The organism is Streptomyces adelaidensis (assembly GCF_016598475.1).
Lineage (GTDB): Bacteria > Actinomycetota > Actinomycetes > Streptomycetales > Streptomycetaceae > Streptomyces > Streptomyces adelaidensis.
This window is the reverse complement of the sequence record NZ_JAEMUX010000288.1, coordinates 1-611: the sequence shown is the minus strand read 5'-3', so window position 1 is coordinate 611 and position 611 is coordinate 1. Positions and strand designations below refer to the sequence as shown.

Here is a 611-nt window from a genome sequence, read left to right as displayed (position 1 = left end):
GCCACCCCCGACGGACTGCAGCACCTGCTCTCCCGAGCCCGCTGGAACCCCGACGACATCCGCGACGACCTGCAGACCTACGTCGCCGAACACCTCGGCCGCCCCGACGGGGTACTGATCATCGACGACACCGGGTTCCTGAAGAAGGGCACTACCTCCGCCGGCGTTCAAAGGCAGTACTCCGGCACCGCCGGCCGCACCGAGAACTGCCAGATCGGCGTCTTCGCCGCCTACGCCAGCACCGCCGGCCGCGCCCTGGTGGACCACGAGCTCTACCTGCCCAAGTCCTGGACCGACGACCGCGACCGCTGCCGCGCGGCCAAGGTCCCCGACCAGCGGGAGTTCGCCACCAAGAACACCCTCGCGGCGACGATCGTCCGCAGGGCACTGTCCTCGCCGCTGCCGATCGCCTGGGTCACCGCGGACGCCGCCTACGGACAGGACAACCGCTTCCGCCGGATGCTGGAAACATCCGGCGTCGGCTACGTCCTCGCCGTTTCGAAGTCCCAGTTCTCGCTGGCCGGACCGCGCATCGACATGGTGCTCGCGCAGGCCCCCGACCAGGCATGGGAACGCCGTTCCTGTGGCGCGGGAGCGAAGGGACAGCGCGA

The 611-nt window shown here is 70.0% G+C and carries 1 protein-coding gene; it reads left to right on the top strand.

Annotation, left to right across the window (positions count from 1 at the left end; all coding sequences use genetic code 11):
• The coding region (locus I8N67_RS41885) for an IS701 family transposase (protein WP_200309640.1) at positions 1–611 on the top strand (611 nt) is incomplete at both ends.